Here is a 17,713-nt window from a genome sequence, read left to right as displayed (position 1 = left end):
ACGCCTCCAGAAAAAGAAATGACTACCCGGGGGCAGCCAGATATAGGTTCGCGCCAGCACGCAGCGCAAGAAGGGAAGTCACGATCGAGAAAGCACATCGCGCACACGCATGAGCGTGTTGCCAAGCAGGTTCAGTCCCAGCCAGGCAGACGGATCGGCGATGCGCGGATCGTGTTCGCAGAGCCCCACGCCCCAGATCCGGTCATACGCGCTCGCCTCGACCAGGACTGACGTTCCCGTTGCGCGCAGCGCAGCCGCAAAAGCCTCGTTCTGTCGAAACTTCTCGCGACAGCCGACAAACATGATGGACTCGCGAATCTGCACCCAACGTGCATCGTCGAAGCCGTTCACGAAACGACCGAGGCGCTTCTGCTCGCGCGGTGACGTCGATGCGAGAATCGCTGCGGCAGTTGCGTGATCGTCAAACAGCAACGCCTTCGCGTACATAATGAACTGCTCGCCGCAGTTGAACGTCACCTCGTGATACGTAAAGCGGCACGGGTGCCAATTGCTGAACACGTCGACGGCGCCGAAAAACGCCGTGATATTGCCGATCCGGCGCATGAGATCCTCCAGAGAGATGAGTCAAGAGATGGCCGCTTGCGCGGACGATTTCGATGCGTGAGCCACGCGGTCGAAAGCACTTGAGCAAATCGCTTTGCTGAAGGACTCTCCGATACGCGCCATTGAGAAAAGAACACCGGCCCCGGAGGGCCGGCGAAAGGGGTGTCAGTTACGCGTTGCGGAACAATTCGACCGCCTCATCGATTTCGCGATGCAGTGAGTCCCGATCCTCGAGCGCCGTCGTCAGCCGCGCGAGCATCTTGTCGACGTCAGCGGGCCGCTCCGTCCAGCCGCGTCCGAATCGGAAGTGGCCGTAGATGCGAAACGACTTGCGTTGCTCTTCTTCAACGAAGCGAAGACGTTGCAGCAGGTCCTGCATGCGGTGGCGCTTCTCCTCCATCGCCTCGGGCGGGCCGTCACCGGCTTCGACCTGATCAGTGCGGCCGGCAGTGCTTTCGCCGTCCGCGGGGTGAAGCTGAATCACGGTACCGCCGGGATCGCTCTGCGTGGCCGTTTCCGATTCTTCGATAGCCAACCGCGTGTCCTCAGCGCCGTCGAGCAGTGCACCGATATCGATATCGGCATCGAGCACGGTGAGCATCTGCGGTTGCCGGACCGATTCGCCCTGATCGTTGATCCGTGTGATATCGAATTCGCGCTTCGAGATCCAAAACCGGGTTCCAGTCAGCTTGCCGCGGGCCAGCTGGACCGTCTTCATCGCCGCATACGCTTTCTGCAGCACGTAAATCGAGTTGGTAGGGAGCTCGATCAAGCCCAGACCCTTGATGTCGGGAATCGCGAAGATGAAGTGCGCGCCCAGATTGCACTGCCGGCTCTGGTATTGCGGGCATTGCTCCGGGTTGCAGATTCCGTCGGGAATCGCGTCGTCCTGACGGAAGATCACGTCTCGACCGCCGAAGTGTCGAAATGCTCGTTGCGCGCGCGGGTCGCGCTCGACCTTTGCGTACGTCTTGCAGTATCGGAGCCCATCGTGCCCGTACTCCGAGAAGTACTTGCGACCGCTGGTGCCCCATGCCGCCATCTCGTTGGGGATGTTCTGCATCCAGTCGTTGAAGGCGAACAACACCGGAAAGCGGTAGAGCCTGACACCCTGCCCGCGATCCTCGCCGTAGAGTCGAAGGATTTCGTCAGCGACGTCAGGGTTGTTGAAATCCGACCGGCGGCAGGTAAAGTAATCGGTATTGCGCGGTGCCAGCGTATTCCTGAGCCGGTAACGGGACTCGATCGCCTTGCCGATCGTCTCGAAGGAGTCGCCGGCAGCCACCATCGCGTCGTATAGAGCAACTGCATCAGGATTGCCCCGGGCGGCCGACGTCAGGACCTTGATGCCGGGCCGGATCTTCCCTATCACCGGCGGACGCATGGCCCGCTCTTCGACGACGCTCCGTACGGGGCCGCCGACCAAACTGACAACTGCATTCATGAAAGTTTCCTCGCAATTTTGGAGATCGCCTGGGTGCGCAACGCGTCTGCCGATTGCTCGAGCGCGTTGGCGGCCGCCTCTCCGCGGCGGTGGGCGACACTGGACAGAAAAATCCGGCGGTCGGAGTCGGTGAACATGCCGACTTGCGCCACTTCGCAACGTTCCCACCAGGCGGGTGACGTCGTGTCGGTGGCGGACCTCTTCTCGGCGATCGTTTGACTGATCACGTCGGCAATCCGGGAATCGAGACGATTGGGAAGCACACGTACCTCCAGAACAGAAAAAAGGACGAAAAAAAGCGCGTTCCTCGGCAGAGGAACGCGCTTCGTGGATTCGGTGAAATGACCCAAGCACCACGTCCCTTCCGGGGACGTGGTGCTCAGGGAGCCGGTCGGCTCATAGAGAGAACGTTAGGTCGTCCTCGCACAGCATGGTCACGCTGTGCTACAGCCCATTTTCGGAAGTGCCATTCCGACGCAGGTTCACGGCTCAGTCGACTACAGTCGTTCTACCCAGACAGAGGCATGGAGAGAGACACCCGATGTCCGGGTTCGAAAGACGTCGCGGCGCAAATGAATGCGGCCAGCAACGAGTTTCATGACTGAAATGGGGAGCGCGGGCGAGGCGCTCATCAGAAAGGAATTCCACACTGGTTGCCAACCAGTCGGAGCATGCCCATTGGCACGGCTTGTACAAAAGATGGACTTCGGCCAGCGAAGTCAAGGTCGATGCGTCAGGGACGCGAGAAGTAGAGTCAGTATCGCGAGTATTTGCGCGCGCGTTCCCCGAAAAGCTCACGAAAACAGCCACGCTTTTGCCGGTACACGCATCGGGTACCTCGCTCAGAATCATCGATGAGAGAGACCACCCGAAAAAAATCATGTCTGCCGTTCTCGAACCATCGCACGAAGGGCGCGGGCAACTCGACACGCCCACGCAAAGCACCCCACCCGCCGACGAGCCGCCAGTGCGCCTCGCCACGTCGACTGGATTGAAGCCAATCCAACGACTGACGAGCGACCGCCGTATCGACAAGATCGTGCCGGACTCCGACGCCGTCACGATCCTGCACTACAGCTCTGTCTTCGCTCGCACGTTTATCCGAAGTGACTACAACTTCTGCGCCGCCAAGATCGCCGTCGCCCGTGGCGGCAAGGTTCGGGCGGTCGAGACTGCCCTGCGCGATACCGCCGACTGGATGCGCAAGGCCACCACATGGGTCGAGCGGCACAACGCGCGCTCGCTGACGTTTCCGTACGAGCAGATCGAATTGAAGGTGACGCGGCCGCTCGCAGGCTTGCTGGTCAGGTGCCTGACCCAGTACGACCGCCTGTTCGTCGCGTCGATGGAAGCCCAACTCGCGGAGAAGATCACGCCGCAGGACCGAGCCAACATCCTCAAGAACGCCGAAGGCCGGATCCTGCACGTGAGAACCGTGTGCATCCCGGACAACGACCGATACGACGCCGACGGCACCGCGCGCGACTGACGCGACAGCACCCACAGCACGCCCCCATCGGCTTGACATTGGAATCCGGTGAATAAGCTCGTCTTGAGCCTGCCGCGCCTTCAAACGCTGTCGCGCGGTATGCCGATCATCCACGGAGGAAATCTTGAACATTCGAGAGATCCAGGCGCTACACGCCCAATACTCGTCGCAACCCGTCGTCATCGACATCAAGAGCCACGTGCGGGCACTCCCTGCTCCTGACCGGCAGGAATCGGCGCGCGAGCGCGTCACCGCTCGACTGTCTTCTGCCGGTCGAAAACTCTGCCGGCCGGCCACCATCGTCCTTGCCGTGGTATCGGGGGCCGGACTCACAGGCGTCTGCGCAGCGAAGCTCTGGCACGTGCTCCATACGCCGCATGCCGTTGCACACGTTGAGCGGTCGACCGCACAAACCCCGATCGCTGCGCCGACGGCCGCCGCGGCCTCCACGCCACCCGGGTCCCAACGGCAGCTCACCAGTGCGGCCTTTACCGAGCCAACCGAACGCACACCGGCGGGCTTGTCCCGAGTCGACGCGCAAGCACTGTGGACCGGGGAGGCTGGTGGATCAGCGGCGCAGGCAAGTGCCACTGCGTCCGTGACCGATCCGGAAAAGGCTGCCACGTCACCGATCCGAGCCGCGCGCGCGGCTTCGAACCCAGCCGCTGGCCAGCAACAGGTCGCAGCCGCCCAAAAGGTGCCCCCACCGCCGCCCGCAACGACCGCAGCGCCCGTCGCAGCACAGCCCACCGTGCAGCCGACTGATCAGCCGAAACCCGCACCGCACCGGGTCCACCGCACACCCGCTCGGCAGCGTCAGGAGCCAGCCACCACCGAGGCGACTGCTTCTGCACCGCATAACGAAACTACGAAGACCGAACACACCTCGAAACCCTCGACGGCCGCCAAGACCGGCGACGTTCCACTGTTCTAAGGGAGGCACACCATGAAAGCGAAGCCGAACAACGTGACGGTCCTCATGCCCGGCCTGGTCGTCGAAGGCAACATGATCCTCGACCACGGCCTGAGTGTATTCGCCCTCGCGAACGGGGACATCATTTCCACCGAGGGCCTGCTGCACATCGGGGCCGGCGGCATCGTCAAGGGCAAGGTCCAGGGCGAAATCGTCCGGATCGATGGCCTCGTGGAAGGCGACGTCCACGCGCGCGACACGCTCGAAATCAACGGCCGTGTGCTCGGGAACGTGTTCTATTGCGGCACGATTCGCCTCGGCCAGCACGCCGCGCTCAACGGTCAGCTCAAGCGCGTGCCACGCGAATTGGTGATCGAGGCCGCTCCAACCCCACGCGAAGCGGCGCCCGAGTGCCTCGAAGCGAGTGCGGTGGCGCAATGAAAAACGCGCGTCAACTTCACCGCGTCACCTCATTCGCGGTTGCATGTTGCTGGACGATTCCGGTGCTCGTATTCGCCGGCTGCATCCTGTGGATGTCTGGTGCCATTCGTCCAAGACGATGTGGGCTCTCGAATCGTCGGGCGGTCGACGGCAAGGCATCGCCAAGATACTCTTGGCTCTTCTCGAGTCGAAGGCCACAGGTTTGGTTTGTAAGTTGCTCAAGCTCGAAACCGGACCGTACCAACATGGTGCGCTAGCTTTGTATGCGTCTGCCGGCTACGAGCACCGCGGACCGTCATCCCTGACCTCCCATGTTGGGTGTGTCCGTGCTACAGGCGCGCGGGCGCAATTGCCGCGGCGTTCGCTGCATTCCCCACCCACTTTTTGATCGGGTGTGCTCCCACACCCTAAAAAATCTCGGTCAGGTCTGCGCTGTCCCAATGTCCAGCTTGGCGAAGTGCTCGCGCAGCAAGGATTCCTGTTGCTCGAATAGCGCTGAATTCTTCTTTTTAAGCACCTCGAGATTCTGCAGCTTCCACCGAATGGCGGGCAATTCGCGCAGATGTTCATAGGTCATCAGGGACCAGTCGGGGTCGGCGCGGACCAACGATAGCAAAAACTGGCGGTGGTTCTCGGTGAGAGCAGCAGGCAGTTCCCGGTGCAGACGGTCTTGCGTTGCCTCGAGTTCTTCAAGGTCGACTCTCTCAAGAGTCATCCCAACGAAGTCGGTCTCATAGACTTCGACCATTGAATGTTTCGGGCCAAAGAGCACTTCGTGGATGGGCCTGTTGTGACCGGAGAGGTAGCCGACGAACGCGTCCACGATATCTTCGCGCAAGCCGAAAACATCGTACATGTGCTTCACATCGAACAGGTCGCGAGGATGCTGCCGGTCCAGGGCCGCTACGAGCTTGCTTCCATACAGCTCCGATTCATGAAGCGTGGGCACGACGATGCGAGTGCTGAACATTTCTTCTGCCGCACCGACGAGTGGGCGCTGGACCGGTTCGAGCAAGGTGCCCCTGAACACGTAGTTGACTTCCACCTTGACCGAGGTTTCGCCCGAGATCACGGTGAGTTTCACTTCATCGCCCTTGGCTCTCCCGGATGAGGTGGCTTTCGAGAACTTCGTCGCATGCCCTTCAGCCTCGATTTGTTCTCTCGCGCGCTCCAGTTCTGCGCTGATAACGGCGATTGCTTCATCGCGGGACAGCTTTCTGTCTGTGAGCACGACATCGATATCGACCGATAGGCGCGGCATATTCTGCAAGAACAGATTCAGTGCGGTCCCACCTTTCATGGCGAAGAGGGGAGTATCGAAGACGATCGGTGCGATGCCGAGCATCAGTCGGACGGTGTCTACATAGATCTCGTTCATCGTGGTTTGAGTGTCAGCCGGCCGTTCTTCGTTTTGTTCGACCATCTTTTCCCGGCACCAAGACGGTCAACATGCTTCTGAAGGTCTCTTGCCCATGAAAAATCGGCCTCCAGTCCGAGGTCGCGTACGAGCCGTACGACCTTCACCCGTTTGCAGTGGCTCAAAAACTCGTCCAGCACGTCGGGGCGCAAATTGCGCAAGCCGACCATCAGGTTGCTCGCTTCCTCCATCGATTGGCCCTTCCCGATGTCGCTGGCGAGCTCCAGAATAGCTCGCTCGGGCACGGAGACCAGTACCTCAGGGGCGCCGGCCGGAAGCGGCTTCAGGCCCTTCTCGTAGGGAAAATCGTCTTCAAAGAGGGTGGTAGTCTGGTACGAGTAGCTCAGGTGTTCCGCCACCCACGGAGGAATGCGGTACGACTTCTGTCCCCATAAGACGATTTTTTCCCGGAAGGCGATGTTGTGACGTACGCCCTGCCAGGAAAGGGCCGTTTTGCCGCCGACGTGAAGACCGGGTATGCATCGGCCCAGATAGGTGATCGAGCCGTCTCTCGATGGCGTGTCGCCGGTCAAAAGGTAGACCCCCTGTGAGAGACGCTGCAGCCAGCCGGACTTGACCATGTGCGCCGCGAGCGCGGCACTCACCCCCATGTCCCTGAGCATGCTGGAATCGATTGGGTGGCCGCGCCGGCTTTCTTGCAGGAGCCGCTGGACCGTCTTGTTGCTCATCTGGTAGAGGGCGTTTGCATTGTCTGGGTGCAGTATATACCGAGAATGTTTTATTATCTGCAATTTATTAACGCGATACCAAATCGCTGCCTTGTCAATGACTTTGCTGAGCGAGCGTTGTTTTCCCGCAGGAACCCTATCATACATTTTATTATTTGCGACTAAATAACGCAGACATTAAGGACGGATACATGTGGGCCGACGATGCGATGGACCTCGCCCGTACGCGCTTGGGTAACATGACTTGGCAGCTTCGTCTCCGGACGGACGCCAGGCTCCAAGACGCAATCGGCCGTCACGCGGCCATTTGTCTATTCAATCCCTGATTCGATCACAAATCGCGACACCGGATTCTTCTTGATCGACGAGATGGTGAGGCTGTCGCGAGCTCGCGTCATGGCGACATAGAAAAGACGCCGCTCCTCCGACTCTGGGCTCTTGTCGTCCGGCACCACGCCCTCCTCCGATCGGCTAATCCAGACGTGGTCGTACTCCAGCCCCTTCGAGCTGTGCATCGTCGTGAGCATCAGGACGCCGTCACCCGGCTTGTTGTTGTCCCGCTTCAAGAACTCGATGCGCTCGGTAAACGAACCGTTCAGGCGACTCACCACGTCGTATATGCTCTGAATCGCCCGGATCGCAACGTCGCCCTTGGCATACGTCATCATCCACTCGTAGACGCCTTCTAGCGCGAGCGAATGGAACGATCGCTGGCAAAGCGCCTGCCACTCACCCAGCCGCTTCATGAAGGCCCGGTACGCCGTCGCTGTCTCCTCGCGCAGCCCGAGGCCGACCAGTTCCTGCTTCTGCATCTGGACGAAGGCTGCGCCCATGCGCTTGTGCAACGCGCCGAGGTCATAGGAACTCATGCCCATGTAGCCCAAGACAGCGTCGATGCCATTCTGCTTATGGCCTTCGACCACCTGCAGCAGGTTGCACATCAGCGCGGCCTGCGGTTTGTTGAGCACCGATCCGCCCGACGCCCGGCAGTACGGCACGCCGTGTGATCGGCACACTGACTCGATCGGATCGAGAATTCGGTTCGTACGCGCGAGGATCGCGCATGTCGCGCCGGCAGCCAGTTTCGGTTGAAGCCCTTCAACAGCGGCAATCGCGTCGCCATACTCGTCGTCGAATCGACGCGCCACGACCGCGCCGCCGGCGCCACGCGCCGCATGGAGGACCTTCGGCATCCGATCGATGTTGTTCTGGATCACCCGGTCGGCAGCCGCCAGGATCTCCGCGCGACAGCGATAGTTGCTGCCGAGCACCACGCGTTGGGCCTCGAACGTGCTCGCGAAGCTCTCCATGCCACGAAAGCCGAGTGCGGCCCGGAACCCGTAGATGCTCTGGTCATCGTCACCCACGACCGTGACTTGCGTGCCCGCGCGAGCGTGCAGCTCGACCCACCGGAACTGCAGTGGATCGGTGTCCTGGAACTCGTCGACGAGCAGGTCAGTGAACCGATAGGGCTTGATGTCCCCGCTCTGCATCCGCTCCACCGCAAGGCGCAACATATCCTGGAAGTCGATCTTGCCGCTGCGTTCGAGCGCGTCTTGGTAAGCAGTGTAGAGCGTGGCCTCGGCCGAACCATCATCGGCTCGGCCGAAGTTCGTCTTGATCCGCTCGACGATCGGTACCGCCTCTTCAACCTTCCAGTCGTACCCGAGCTCGGCAAGCACGCGCCCAAGCATCCCGAGGCGATCGCCTTCCGATGCAATATCCGGCCGGCCGCGACCGGGCCGTTGAAGCTGCTTGTATGCGAGCGAGTGGAAGGTGCCGGCGATCAGCCGGCGCTTGGCATCAGGCGGCGCCAGCGCGAGAATGCGCTCGCGAAGCTCGACGGCCGCATCCTTGCTGAAAGTGACGGCGCCCACTACCGCCGTCGGATCCTGCAGCAAGAACGCGGCCTTCGTCGCGCTCATCTTGGTCTTGCCCGCGCCCGGGCACGCGATCGCGAGGCAGTGGCGGCGCAGAAGTGCCACCTCGCGCTGTTGGGGATTCAACTCGTCGAGCATGGCACCGGTCTTCCCGATCAGTTACCGCGAACGGTGTTCATCAGCTTCAGGTGGGTCGTGTAGCCGCGCAGGCCGACCGGGTGGAACTTGCGCAGGAAGCGCGCGGTCTCGTCGTCGACGTCGGACTGGTCACGAATCCCGTTCCAGACGAGGAAGTCGAAGTGATCCATCACCTGGTCGAACTTCAGGATCACGGAGAGCAGGCGCATCGAGAACCGCGAGTACGCCTCGACTTCAATATCGAGCGACGGCTTCGTCACGGTCGGCGCGAATACCGTCTCGCCGCGATCGCGCATGTCCGTTTCCGTCTTCTCGCGGAAACCCTGCGCTACGTCGAGCTGTTCGTTCACGTAGGCTTCGAGCTGATCGAGCTGCTTCTCAAACCACGTGCTGACGATTCCCTGCTCGTTCGCGCCGTACGTCGCGCGACCGAAGCGCTGCATGTTGATCGTCATCCGATTCAGGTACGGCCACCACTGCTCGAACAGCGGCCGAAGGCGCGTGTGTTTCATCGTGACCCGCGCGGTCACGACCGCGGCGCCCGACAGTTGCTTGTTCATCAGTTCACGGCCGATCTCGCGCCGGCGCTGGATGATTCGCGCGCGCTCTGCGGGCGACAGGTCGCGGAACAGCGTGCGGGTGCGCGCCACCTCCTCGAGCTTGAGCTTCGCTTCATCGCTGCTGATCAGCCCTTCACGCTGCAACACGTTGGCCGAATTCTCCATCTCGTCGAGTTCACGCTCGACTTCACCATCGTCCGCGCCGTCAGTCGTCTGCCGGGTGTCGCCCACAACCAGGCTACCCTTGACTGCGGGTGCATCGTCGCCCGCCGGCGGGAGTACGGCTACTTGGTCAGGTGCCACGTCCGCGGTATCGGTGCCGACGTGCGCTTCTTCGTTGATCGTGCTCATGTGGATCCTATCTGGTTGACTGACCGCACGTGCGGCTTGCGTCTATTCTTGCGGTCCTATGCTGCGGCAGACTTCCAAAACGTGAACGATTTCGCGCGGCTTTCGCAGCGGTCGGGCCGCGCCGGACGAAAAAAACCCTCCGTGGGAGAGGGGGTAAGGTTGAACATTCGTGAGCGCATTCCCCTTCTTGGTCCGGCCGGTTCGCTTGCGAACGTCTATCCGAAGCCGACCGGATCAGGAGGGGGTCAAGCGAGCGGTTTGGCTTTTGTCTTCTTGGCGGCCGACTGCCGGGCGTGCTCCTCAGTGCCTTGGGCATCGACGTAGGCTCGTACCGTCTCCAACGTCGCACCGCCGACACTCCCGACAAAGTATGCGCGGTTCCAAAACAAGGGCCTTCGGTAGAACGGCGCCAAGTGATCGGCAAACTGGTTGCGGGTGCGCCTAGCGCTCGCGGTCTTCAGGTTGTTAATCAGAACCGATATGTCTAGTGCTCGAGGCCGGCATCGTTTCGGCGACGGCGCGAAGCCCAACGATCTGACGATCACGCGCAAGAACGGCGAGTGGTTCGCGTCGGTCACGCTGCGCGTATCGGCACACACATGCGCCCGCGCACGTACCGGCGACGCTCATCGAGGCGTCGACTTCGGCCTCAACGACTGGGCGACGTTCGACGACGGTGAAACGATCGCTAATCCGCGATTCGTGCGAAATGAGATGCCACGCATGGCGGACCTGCAGCGGCAGCAGGCGCGCAAGAAGCGCGGATCGATCCGGTATAAGCAGCTGGGAAAGCAGGTTGCGAAGGTGCATGAGCGCATCGGTAATCTTCGCCGCGAGTTCCTGCACAAGACGACGTCGCGTCTGGTCGCGTCCTGCGCCGTCATCGCCACGGAAGAACTGCGCACCCAGAACATGAGTCGTTCGGCCAAGGGCACGCGGGACAAGCCGGGCCGGACGGTCAAGCAAAAGGCGGGGCTGAATCGCGAGATTCTGTCGGCCGGCTTGGGCATGGCGCACAACATGCTTGCGTACAAAGCGGTAGAGGCTGGTACGCGGCTGCACGTTTCGAACACGCGCCAGTTAAAGCCGTCGCAACGCTGCGCCACGTGCTGGGAGATCGTGCCCAAGACGCTGGCACAACGTGTGCATGTATGCCCGCACTGCGGACATACGGCGCAGCACGGCCAGAACGCAGCGTCGGTCGCCCTGATCGACGCGCACACGCCCGGAACGGGCGTGGCGGCGAGACCGAAACCGCTGGCGCGGCAACGCGCCAAGTCAAAGTCCGTGACCCGCGCCCCCGCTACCGCGTCGCAAGACGCTTAGCGGTGAGAGAGTTCATAGCTCTACGGGGAGTCGAGCTTTCTGAGGACCGTAGACCATGAGTCATTGTGACCCGCCTGGTGCGCCTGATCGGGTCGAAACGTCGACGATTTCGACAAGCTTTTTCAGGTAACGACGAGCGCGCCGCACGCAACCGGTTGTGGCCCATTCGGCAAAAAGCTATACGGAAACCTGGAGCTTTCCGGACCTACTGGTATGAAGACGCCGCTTTCCAGAGCAGCGCGCCGAGACATCCGGCGATCTCCAGCCAGTACGGTGCAAGAAGCGGCACCGGCGCGATCAGCACCGTGAACGTCACGCCGAATACGAGCAAGATCCCGTGCCCGGCGAGATGGAATGACAGAGGACTGACGTAGCCGGCCGCCGCCGCCCTCACCTTGCGCCGCACCGTCCCGTCGATGAACATCGCGATGCCGAACACGAGCGCGCCGAGCAGCCAGTACTTCATCACGGTGAGCCGATAGACCACCCGGTACACCAGACGCCAGAAATTGTGGACCCACCGACTGGCGAAGTTCGCCACCCCGCCGTCCTCGATCTGCGAATCGTTCGTGGCCTCCATGGAGTCCTGTACCAGACCTGTCTCGACGAAGTAGCGCTTGAACGCACGATTCGTCGCGTCGATCGCATCCGCTGTTCGCTCTTCTCCGAGGCTCGCCACAACCGATTCGGCTTCGGCATCCGGGATCGCGAACAGCGACGGATCGGGCAGCGCCGGCATGAGCGCAACCGAGAGCAGCGGCACAAAGAAGAACCACATCTTGATGTGCCCGACAAAGCTGCTACCGGCCATACAGCTCTCCCACGACCCCGCTGAGCAGATAGATCGGCAGGACGACCAGGCCGGACAGTCCTACGTAAAAGTGGACAGGCCTTCGACCAATAAACGTCGCGAGCGCGTATGCCATCGCATTCCTGCCCTGCCGAAATTCCGCCGGAGGCGGTGCAGCCGGCTCATCCTGCGCGGCCGCGGTGGAGATCACTCGGCTCACGGTATGGTCGTCAAGCCGCGTTAGCGTCCGAATCAGAAAATGTGTGAGCGACATCGTATTCCTCGAAGTACAGTCTGAAGGTCTCACCGGTCAGCGCGCGAGCGGCCAGCTGGAATGCAGCCGACTTCTGGCTGATGTTCTCCGGACACCGCTCGTCCACCATCTCCGGTGCCAGCTTGAACCGGGATTCGAACGCCGTTACCGGCTCGAACATCGGCGACCAGACATGGCAGCGCTCGCCATCGCGCACAACAAAGCGCCGCGCATACAGCATGTGTGCAGACCCGAACAGGCCTTGCATGAACGCGACATGCGGATCGCCGGTCTTGCGCACGCGCTTGAACGCAGCAAGGCCGTCCACGAACATCTCCTTGACGAGCGGCTCTGCCTTCCCGATGAAGTGCTCACCGACGAACTCCGCGACACGCGTGCACACAAGCTCCAGCTCAGGCGCAAGGGTGAACACCGGGGTCAGGTGGGCGGAAAGTTTGTGCTCGCGAATGATTTTTTTGAATACGGCAGACATGCTCGGTTGTTTAGCCTGTAAGAATTGGAATACGTCCCTGGTACACCGCGCCGCCAGAAATCCGCATGAAGTACTGCAAGTTCGGCAGGCTCTGGATCAGGCGAGTCGGGATCAACGGCACTGCCTCCAGTTGTTGCGACCGCGTCACCGAGCCGGTGAACTCACCGACATGGCCCTCGCTCGCCTTGCTCGTGCTGCTGGATACGATCAGGTTGCGGATCGCGGTATCCCCCACCTTTTTCGAGAACCACTCAGCCGTGTCGGTATCTTCCAAGCGTAAAATGATCTGGTTGTTCAGGTTCCCCAAAACCTGCAGCATTTTTGCGGCATTCCCCAACTTCGCCTCGAGGTCGGCGCGCGTCTGGAACGCCACGAACGCCTTGAACCCAGCGCCACGACCTTTGTTCAGGATCTGGATCACCTGTTCGTTGATCGCCTCGGCGATCTCGTCGATGATCAGCACCACCTCGGGCGGCTTGTCGTAGAAGTTGTAGATCGAGCCGCACACGGCTGACACGTCGGCCAGGATCATCGACGCGATTGCCTTCGCGACGATGCTGTTGGACAGCGAGTCGAGGCCGATGTGGAGCACCGCCTTCTGGCGAATGACCTTCTCGATCGTCCAGATCTCGCGTTCGTCCTCGAAGTCGTCGACCTTCGGAGCGAGCATCAGGCCGGTTTCCCCGGTCGCGAGCATCTGCAGCAGCGGCAGTGCCGACGCGATGATCCGCATGTAATGCTCGCGATCGTGCACGTGCGTCGCGATCAAACCATCGATCGCTTCGTGTCCGCGGTCGTTCGCACCGAATCGGGCCTGGTAGAGCGAGATCATCGCGTCGACGCGCGTGGAACCCGGCTTGTTCGCAATCTTGACCGTATCGGCCGTGACCAGCTCCTCCCAGTCGGTCAGTCCGCTTTCGATGAAGAAGCGCTTGAGCGCCTTCTCCAGAAGCGGGTCAATGCCGAGCTGCGCGTACTTCAGGATCGAGCGCAGGTTCGGCTTGTCGCCGATGTACAGTTCGCCGTTCACCGATCGGCTGATGAACAGGTACGCGAAGTCCCGGAACGGCCCCTCCTCCATCAGCTGCGCGATGCGGCTCGGAATTTCCGACGGCTGCGACCAGCTATCGAGCGGTTCGAGACGAATCGACTCGGATGGCTTGGCCTGATTGAAATAGAGGAACTTCCGGCCGGTCCGCTTCGCTTCGCGCTCGGCGCGCGCCTTCCATTCCTTGTCGTTCTTGGGATCGATGTCGATCAGCACGTCGCCGCAGTGGATGACCTGCGTCGAGATGACTTCATACGTCCGCGTCTTGCCGGAGCCCGTCGTCCCGCCCACCGCCGTATGGCCGCCCATCGCCTTGTAGTGGAACGGCACGTAGCCTTTCGCCGGCTCAAGACCGTGGATCCACGAGGCGCCCTGCGGCGTCCGGTCGCGGATACTGTCCTTCGGCGCAAAGAGCTTCTCGATCATTTCCTCGAACGCGCGCCCGGGCTTCGTCTTAGGCAACCACTTGGGCAGCCCCGGAATCTCCGTGGTCGGCATCCGCAGAATGTCGTGGGCCATCTGGCAGTGCTTTTGCGTCCATTCGAACCCCGTGCCGAGATACATTGCATTTACTTCGGCCCGCATGCGCGCCTGAATCGCGAGCAACGCGGGCACTGCAAGCGTCGTCAGCCATTTCGTCGACAGCCCCATCCGGAACCTGAGCGCGCGCCACATCTGCCCCGAGCGGAAAGCGAACAACGCGAGCGCGAACAGGGCGAAGGCCCAGCCGTACGGCATGCCCGAAAGCGGCAAGGCTAGGAGCGCAATCAGCCAACCGAATGCCGCGCGAACTTCGTAGATCGGCCGAAAGTGGTTGCTGTAGCCCCTCATGCACCGCGCTCCTGGATCAGTTCGCCGATACGCGGCGCCAGCGTGACCTCCGCAGGATCGTTGGCGAGAAGCAGGTTGCGTCGGCGCATATGTTCGATCAGAGTGTCGCTCGCGACGCCATAACCGCCAATCGTGCGCTTCGACACCACCAGACCCTTTTCGGCCCACCGCACCTTGGCCTTTCCGCCGGCGACGTCCTGCTGCAGGGCTGCGAAGAAGTCCGAGATCATCCGCGGAGCGCCCCTCAGGATTTCGTCAAAGCGGTCCTCCTCCAACGTGGCCGCGGCCGCGACCGGTTCTCGTCGAATCTCGGCGGGATTTACTGCCGCTGCTGGCGGCGGAAGCTCGAGCGCCATCTGCCGTTCATCCAGTCCCTTCGGTGCCACCTGAACTGCCGGCGCCGGCACCGCACGGGAAGTCGGGCCGTCCGAGTCAGCCGCCGGTGGCAACGCCGGGCCGGTCGGTGCACTACCTTCGGCAGCTGCGGTCGCCGGCGACGAATCGACAGTCACCGGTTGCACCGGTGCCGGTGCCGGCGCAGGCGTGGCCACCGACGGCGCCGCCTCGACCTTCGGCTCCAGTTCAGCGGCCACATGGATCGCCGACGGCACCGCAAACGTCACGGGCTCGAAAACCGCCCGTTGCGCCTTCCTGTCGAAATCGGCGGCCGTCGCGATGGCCTGGCGTACGACCTTGTGGGTCAAGCTTTCCACGCCCATTGGGCTCTGTGTGGGATTGATCGCGCCGAAGATCTCGGCCTGCACCTCAGCGTCGAGCCCGGACAGCAATTCCGTGCCGACGAGCGCAAGCGCCAACATGCCCGTACGCATACGTTCCACCGGTAGCGGAGTTGCCCGCCGCGCCACGCGGTAGCTCGCGTCGGCGAGCCACGGCCCGACCGCGCCGTGGACGGAAGGGTTCCAGACCTGGCGGTCCGACGCCCGCTCCACGTCGAAATGACGGTACGGCTCGTCCAGTCCGGAACAGATTGCCGCGAGGAAAACACCATAGCTGTACTGGGGCTCGATGCGGCGGCGCCGCTCCGATGGAAGGTTCGTGCCGAACTTCAGTCCACCCGAGAGCCGCATCGCATAGAAGGCCGTTTCGACCGTCCATCGAAACGCACCGGCGGGCTCTCGGTACAGCTCCGGGCTGAACGGAACGGAAGAGAACCACTCCGCACAGCGCCGGATCAGCACCATCCACTTCCGATCGAACTCCGTGCGCGACGACTCGTTCGCGCATTGTGCGATCAGCTCGATACGGCGTTCGTTGCGGGTCACCAGCTCGCCAGCGTCGACCGGCGCAAAAAGTCGGGCGTCGATCATCAAACCATACCCTTCGTTGCAAGCTTAGTCAGGCTCTTGAACGCCGCACCGCTTGCGTTGGCGCCGCCACCGAACATCGACGCGAACTTCGGAATTTCGAAGGCGAGGATCAGCACGAAGATCGAAAGGTCAAGCGTCAGCGAGCCGGAATACGGTGTCGTCAACCCCTTCGAAATCGTGTTCCCGAACGTAGTCGCAAGCGTGGTGGTCATCAGCCGCTGGAGAATCGCGGCAACAACCATATACATGCCCGCGCCGATCGTGAAATCGAGCCAGCTCTTGAACCATCCCCGCGTAAACTCCGACATGCCGAGCGCGAATGCGATTTTCCCCATCACGATCGCGACAGCCATCTGGATCGTGCCAAGCGAGATGTAGAACAGAAACACCAGCGACGCGACCATCAGAATGAACCACGCTGCCAGTAGCGGAATGAGATTGATCACCAAGGCGACGTAGTTCCACCAATGCTCGGCCTTCAGCGCTTCGTTGATCGCATCGAATATCGCCCCCGCCGACTTCACCATCGCCATCGGCAGAGATTGTGCGTCGGTCCCTGACACCGCAACCGCCATGTCGTTGAACCACTTGTAGAAGCCGGGTGCCCACGTACCGTAGGCAAGATAGACGGACGCGAAGATCCCTAGGATGGCAAGGTCTTCAAACACGCTCTGCCAGGCCGCGACGGGGTCCTTCGTTGCCGCGAATCGGAGAAACGCAACGACAATGGTGATGACTGCAAGGCCTCCCGCCATCTTGTCCGAATCTTTGTCGAGCGACTTGCTGAGCGTCACTGCGAGATCGATCAGATCCTTCATCAGCTTCGTGATCTCTTCGATCGCCGCCATCGCACCCTTTGCCACCTCGCCAACCACGTAGCTCGAGCTCCAGCCGGTCGTCCCCAGTTGGGTAAGGCTATCCTGCAGCGCGGCACGCGCTACCGTCGGCAGCACGAGCGCGGCAAACAGCAGACCACCCATTAGCCACCGATGCATCATGCTGGGCTTCATTGCGTCGTGATCCCATAGGAGGCCCGCTCGGCCTGTTGCTTGGAGATGAACTTCTCAGCGTCGGCGGCCTTTTCCTTGTCGTCTTCCGCCTGTTGCGCGTCCTTCTGAGCGTCCTTCTGTGCCTTGGCTGCGTTCAACTGAAGGATGTCCGCATTCTGGCTCGTCACGATATCGAGGTAGTGCGTCGTGATCTCGGCCGTTGCCTGTTGAGTTGGCGACATCGACAGCTCGGATTGCAGTTCCTGCCGACGCTGCGCCATCTCATTCGTGTGCTGCATGATGTTCGAGCCCATCTGGAACAGGTTCCGCGCGACCTTGTCGTTCTGTTGGACCAACGTGTTTATGTCCGCGAACCACTGCGCGTTCGACTTGCCAGAACGAGTGACCAACCCCTGAACCTGGGTGACCCATTCGCCACCCTTCTTGAGGTCGCCGTAGAGCCCTTGAAGCGTGCCCACCAGCCCCTTCACCTTGTTGATATCGCCCGTGATCTGGTCATACGCAGTTTTCCACGCAGCCGGATTCAGGTTTTTCGCCTGCATTAGATCGTTCACCATCATCTGGTACTGGTAGAGGATGTTGGTGTTCTGGTAGATCTCGCCCCTGACGGCCTTAGCCGCAGTGATAACGTTCTGCGCAAAGTTCGCCGGGTCGAACACAGTCAGCTGCGCGGCCGCGTGCTGGGCGACGAACATGGAAACCGCAAAGGCTGCGGCGCGAAGAGTCGGCATGAGTTTCATCGTGGGGC

The 17,713-nt window shown here is 61.4% G+C and carries 18 protein-coding genes; 4 read left to right on the top strand and 14 right to left on the bottom strand.

What is annotated here, in order from left to right; all coding sequences use genetic code 11:
* Window positions 1-78: 78 nt before the first annotated feature.
* The 3 genes from WS46_RS02070 to WS46_RS02060 form a co-directional block, all read right to left on the bottom strand.
* Window positions 79-564, bottom strand: coding sequence for an NADAR family protein (locus WS46_RS02070; protein ID WP_059534655.1), 486 nt, complete (start codon window positions 562-564; stop codon window positions 79-81).
* Between the two features lie 169 nt (window positions 565-733).
* Entirely contained in the window at window positions 734-2,008 is a 1,275-nt protein-coding gene (locus tag WS46_RS02065) for a hypothetical protein (protein ID WP_059534653.1), read from the bottom strand.
* A complete protein-coding gene (locus WS46_RS02060) occupies window positions 2,005-2,358 on the bottom strand; it encodes a hypothetical protein (protein WP_244139213.1) in 354 nt (117 codons plus the stop codon). The genes WS46_RS02065 and WS46_RS02060 overlap by 4 nt, the downstream gene beginning before the upstream one ends.
* Window positions 2,359-2,888: 530 nt before the next feature.
* Between WS46_RS02060 and WS46_RS02055 the strand changes: the two genes are divergently transcribed.
* The 3 genes from WS46_RS02055 (at window position 2,889) to WS46_RS36825 (ending at window position 5,239) form a co-directional block, all read left to right on the top strand.
* Window positions 2,889-3,497, top strand: coding sequence for an AcaB family transcriptional regulator (locus WS46_RS02055; RefSeq protein WP_059534649.1), 609 nt, complete (start codon window positions 2,889-2,891; stop codon window positions 3,495-3,497).
* Between the two features lie 946 nt (window positions 3,498-4,443).
* Entirely contained in the window at window positions 4,444-4,851 is a 408-nt protein-coding gene (locus WS46_RS02050) for a polymer-forming cytoskeletal protein (protein WP_059534647.1), read from the top strand.
* A gap of 43 nt (window positions 4,852-4,894) precedes the next feature.
* Complete coding sequence (locus tag WS46_RS36825) at window positions 4,895-5,239, top strand: GNAT family N-acetyltransferase (protein WP_347880051.1); 345 nt, start codon at window positions 4,895-4,897, stop codon at window positions 5,237-5,239.
* A gap of 33 nt (window positions 5,240-5,272) precedes the next feature.
* On the opposite strand, the gene WS46_RS02045 is transcribed toward WS46_RS36825, so the two are convergent.
* The 5 genes from WS46_RS02045 to WS46_RS36820 form a co-directional block, all read right to left on the bottom strand.
* Window positions 5,273-6,229 carry a nucleotidyl transferase AbiEii/AbiGii toxin family protein gene (locus tag WS46_RS02045; RefSeq protein WP_059534645.1) on the bottom strand — a complete coding sequence of 319 codons (957 nt, stop codon included), beginning with the start codon at window positions 6,227-6,229 and terminating at the stop codon, window positions 5,273-5,275.
* Entirely contained in the window at window positions 6,226-6,957 is a 732-nt protein-coding gene (locus WS46_RS02040) for a type IV toxin-antitoxin system AbiEi family antitoxin domain-containing protein (protein WP_059534643.1), read from the bottom strand. Before WS46_RS02040 ends, WS46_RS02045 begins: the two co-directional genes overlap by 4 nt.
* A gap of 311 nt (window positions 6,958-7,268) precedes the next feature.
* Window positions 7,269-8,975 carry an ATP-dependent helicase gene (locus WS46_RS02035; RefSeq protein ID WP_059534641.1) on the bottom strand — a complete coding sequence of 569 codons (1,707 nt, stop codon included), beginning with the start codon at window positions 8,973-8,975 and terminating at the stop codon, window positions 7,269-7,271.
* Between the two features lie 17 nt (window positions 8,976-8,992).
* Window positions 8,993-9,886: a hypothetical protein gene (locus WS46_RS02030; protein ID WP_059534639.1), complete on the bottom strand. Its 894-nt coding sequence runs from the start codon at window positions 9,884-9,886 to the stop codon at window positions 8,993-8,995.
* 245 nt (window positions 9,887-10,131) lie between these two features.
* Entirely contained in the window at window positions 10,132-10,431 is a 300-nt protein-coding gene (locus tag WS46_RS36820; RefSeq protein ID WP_373557204.1) for a transposase, read from the bottom strand.
* Between WS46_RS36820 and WS46_RS02025 the strand changes: the two genes are divergently transcribed.
* Window positions 10,367-11,212, top strand: coding sequence for a transposase (locus WS46_RS02025; protein WP_244139212.1), 846 nt, complete (start codon window positions 10,367-10,369; stop codon window positions 11,210-11,212). The two genes, WS46_RS36820 and WS46_RS02025, sit on opposite strands and share 65 nt — an antisense overlap.
* A gap of 205 nt (window positions 11,213-11,417) precedes the next feature.
* Here the strand turns inward: WS46_RS02025 and WS46_RS02020 are convergent, their stop codons facing one another.
* The 6 genes from WS46_RS02020 to WS46_RS01990 form a co-directional block, all read right to left on the bottom strand.
* The gene (locus WS46_RS02020) at window positions 11,418-12,023 is read right to left on the bottom strand and encodes a DUF4400 domain-containing protein (RefSeq protein ID WP_059534637.1); all 606 of its coding nucleotides are present in this window, start codon (window positions 12,021-12,023) and stop codon (window positions 11,418-11,420) included.
* A gap of 209 nt (window positions 12,024-12,232) precedes the next feature.
* A complete protein-coding gene (locus WS46_RS02010) occupies window positions 12,233-12,748 on the bottom strand; it encodes a hypothetical protein (RefSeq protein WP_059534634.1) in 516 nt (171 codons plus the stop codon).
* A 10-nt stretch (window positions 12,749-12,758) separates the two neighbouring features.
* Window positions 12,759-14,627 carry a conjugative transfer system coupling protein TraD gene (gene traD, locus WS46_RS02005; RefSeq protein WP_059534631.1) on the bottom strand — a complete coding sequence of 623 codons (1,869 nt, stop codon included), beginning with the start codon at window positions 14,625-14,627 and terminating at the stop codon, window positions 12,759-12,761.
* The gene (locus WS46_RS02000) at window positions 14,624-15,955 is read right to left on the bottom strand and encodes a TraI domain-containing protein (RefSeq protein WP_059534779.1); all 1,332 of its coding nucleotides are present in this window, start codon (window positions 15,953-15,955) and stop codon (window positions 14,624-14,626) included. The genes traD and WS46_RS02000 overlap by 4 nt, the downstream gene beginning before the upstream one ends.
* Window positions 15,955-16,965, bottom strand: coding sequence for a type IV secretion system protein (locus tag WS46_RS01995; protein WP_059534629.1), 1,011 nt, complete (start codon window positions 16,963-16,965; stop codon window positions 15,955-15,957). Before WS46_RS01995 ends, WS46_RS02000 begins: the two co-directional genes overlap by 1 nt.
* The gene (locus tag WS46_RS01990; RefSeq protein WP_059534627.1) at window positions 16,962-17,705 is read right to left on the bottom strand and encodes a type VI secretion protein; all 744 of its coding nucleotides are present in this window, start codon (window positions 17,703-17,705) and stop codon (window positions 16,962-16,964) included. Before WS46_RS01990 ends, WS46_RS01995 begins: the two co-directional genes overlap by 4 nt.
* Between the last annotated feature and the right edge of the window lie 8 nt (window positions 17,706-17,713).

Origin of the sequence: Burkholderia sp. RF4-BP95, from assembly GCF_001521985.1 — a bacterium.
Taxonomy (GTDB): Bacteria; Pseudomonadota; Gammaproteobacteria; order Burkholderiales; family Burkholderiaceae; genus Burkholderia; species Burkholderia diffusa.
Note: the sequence above shows the minus strand (reverse complement) of the source record. Positions and strands in the feature narration are given on the sequence as shown.

What these genes read in the sequence shown, in the direction of transcription:
- WS46_RS02070 (WP_059534655.1), bottom strand. Translation starts at nt 564, where the DNA reads ATGCGCCGGATCGGCAATATCACGGCGTTTTTCGGCGCCGTCGACGTG.
- WS46_RS02065 (WP_059534653.1), bottom strand. Translation starts at nt 2,008, where the DNA reads ATGAATGCAGTTGTCAGTTTGGTCGGCGGCCCCGTACGGAGCGTCGTC.
- WS46_RS02055 (WP_059534649.1), top strand. Translation starts at nt 2,889, where the DNA reads ATGTCTGCCGTTCTCGAACCATCGCACGAAGGGCGCGGGCAACTCGAC.
- WS46_RS02050 (WP_059534647.1), top strand. Translation starts at nt 4,444, where the DNA reads ATGAAAGCGAAGCCGAACAACGTGACGGTCCTCATGCCCGGCCTGGTC.
- WS46_RS36825 (WP_347880051.1), top strand. Translation starts at nt 4,895, where the DNA reads ATGTTGCTGGACGATTCCGGTGCTCGTATTCGCCGGCTGCATCCTGTG.
- WS46_RS02045 (WP_059534645.1), bottom strand. Translation starts at nt 6,229, where the DNA reads ATGAACGAGATCTATGTAGACACCGTCCGACTGATGCTCGGCATCGCA.
- WS46_RS02040 (WP_059534643.1), bottom strand. Translation starts at nt 6,957, where the DNA reads ATGAGCAACAAGACGGTCCAGCGGCTCCTGCAAGAAAGCCGGCGCGGC.
- WS46_RS02035 (WP_059534641.1), bottom strand. Translation starts at nt 8,975, where the DNA reads ATGCTCGACGAGTTGAATCCCCAACAGCGCGAGGTGGCACTTCTGCGC.
- WS46_RS02030 (WP_059534639.1), bottom strand. Translation starts at nt 9,886, where the DNA reads ATGAGCACGATCAACGAAGAAGCGCACGTCGGCACCGATACCGCGGAC.
- WS46_RS02025 (WP_244139212.1), top strand. Translation starts at nt 10,367, where the DNA reads ATGTCTAGTGCTCGAGGCCGGCATCGTTTCGGCGACGGCGCGAAGCCC.
- WS46_RS02020 (WP_059534637.1), bottom strand. Translation starts at nt 12,023, where the DNA reads ATGGCCGGTAGCAGCTTTGTCGGGCACATCAAGATGTGGTTCTTCTTT.
- WS46_RS02010 (WP_059534634.1), bottom strand. Translation starts at nt 12,748, where the DNA reads ATGTCTGCCGTATTCAAAAAAATCATTCGCGAGCACAAACTTTCCGCC.
- traD (WP_059534631.1), bottom strand. Translation starts at nt 14,627, where the DNA reads ATGAGGGGCTACAGCAACCACTTTCGGCCGATCTACGAAGTTCGCGCG.
- WS46_RS02000 (WP_059534779.1), bottom strand. Translation starts at nt 15,955, where the DNA reads ATGATCGACGCCCGACTTTTTGCGCCGGTCGACGCTGGCGAGCTGGTG.
- WS46_RS01995 (WP_059534629.1), bottom strand. Translation starts at nt 16,965, where the DNA reads ATGAAGCCCAGCATGATGCATCGGTGGCTAATGGGTGGTCTGCTGTTT.
- WS46_RS01990 (WP_059534627.1), bottom strand. Translation starts at nt 17,705, where the DNA reads ATGAAACTCATGCCGACTCTTCGCGCCGCAGCCTTTGCGGTTTCCATG.